At 32.0% G+C, this 1,329-nt stretch carries 3 pseudogenes; all 3 read left to right on the top strand.

The annotated features are described in order from the left end of the window. Positions 1 to 467: pseudogene (locus FTV38_RS17580) on the top strand (IS1 family transposase); the annotation flags it as partial. 173 nt (positions 468 to 640) lie between these two features. Next, positions 641 to 1,066, top strand: a pseudogene (locus FTV38_RS17585) (AraC family ligand binding domain-containing protein); the annotation flags it as partial. A gap of 14 nt (positions 1,067 to 1,080) precedes the next feature. Further along, positions 1,081 to 1,149: pseudogene (locus FTV38_RS17590) on the top strand (transcriptional regulator); the annotation flags it as partial. Positions 1,150 to 1,329: the final 180 nt, after the last annotated feature.

Below are 1,329 nucleotides of genomic sequence, written 5' to 3' on the forward strand. Positions count from 1 at the left end.
AAAGTTTTACGTACTTTAACTGAATCAACCTATGAAATTCAGCCTCAGCAAAGTCATTATGAATCTCTCGAAGTAGATGAGTTCTGGAATTTTGTTGGAAATAAAAAGAATAAACAATGGCTTATTTACGCCTATCATCGAGAAACAGGTGAAATTGTTGCTTATGTTTGGGGTAAACGAGATTTAGCTACAGTCTAACAATTGAAGACAAAGCTTAAACAATTAGATATTCACTACACCCGAATTGCAAGTGATCATTGGGACAGTTTCATCACTGCTTTTAAAAATGGTAAGCAAAGTATTGGTAAATTTTTTACTGTAGGTATTGAAGGCAATAATTGCAAAATAAGGCATAGAATTAGGCGTAGCTTCAGAAGAAGCTGTAATTTTTCAAAAAAGCTTGAAAACCATTTTAAAGCTTTTGATTTAGCCTTCTTTTCTTTTACATCAATAATGGCTTCATTTAAAGGCAGCATACTTTTTGAAGCACCACCAAAATTTTATGTTAAGTAGAGACTAAAAATGCCCTTGATTAAGGGCTTACAAGGGCATTTTGTATAAGGTGTATTATGTTAATTTTAGAATTTCTTCATTAGATAATTTTTGATAAGCTAAATCCATTAGGACTAATTAAGTAAATATGAGCAATTGGGTCAATGTCACACAGGATAAGTCTACAGGTATAGAACTAATTCATGCCCACTTCAAAGGCTTTGCATACGATCCTCATCTACACTCAAGTTATCTTATAGGGGTAACAGAGTTAGGACATCAACAATTCAATTGTAGAAAAAAAATTATTGATAGCTATCAAGGTCAAACTTTCATGCTTGAACCTGAAGAAGTTCATGATGGTAATGCACCAGATCCTCTCGGCTTCACTTATAAAATGATGCATTTAGATCCAGCATGGTTAAAAAAAAGCTATGAAGGAATATTTAATGAGCCTATCGAACTTGCTATCGAATCAACCCTACGTTCTGATCCTCAACTTTCACATTTGATACTTTCAACCTACAATATATTGAATAACAATGAATCTCAATTGATGAAAGATACGTATTTAGATCTTTTATTAGAAAACGCTATCCAACTGGACCAGCAGCTACATTGATTCGAATTTTAGATGCTCACCCAAGCCTTATTTGAAAAAATTACTTAAAAAATGGGAGCTTAAGGCTCCCATTTTTATTTCGTATAAGGTGTATTATGTTAATTTTAGAAAATCTTCACTACTATTATTTTAAAATAAGCCTTATATCCAAGCATAAAACAAGGTTGTCTAGACTTCTTTTAACAGTAAAGTTATCATAAAACTGAATTTTATTT

Source organism: Acinetobacter sp. YH16044 (genome assembly GCF_013417145.1).
Lineage (GTDB): Bacteria > Pseudomonadota > Gammaproteobacteria > Pseudomonadales > Moraxellaceae > Acinetobacter > Acinetobacter amyesii.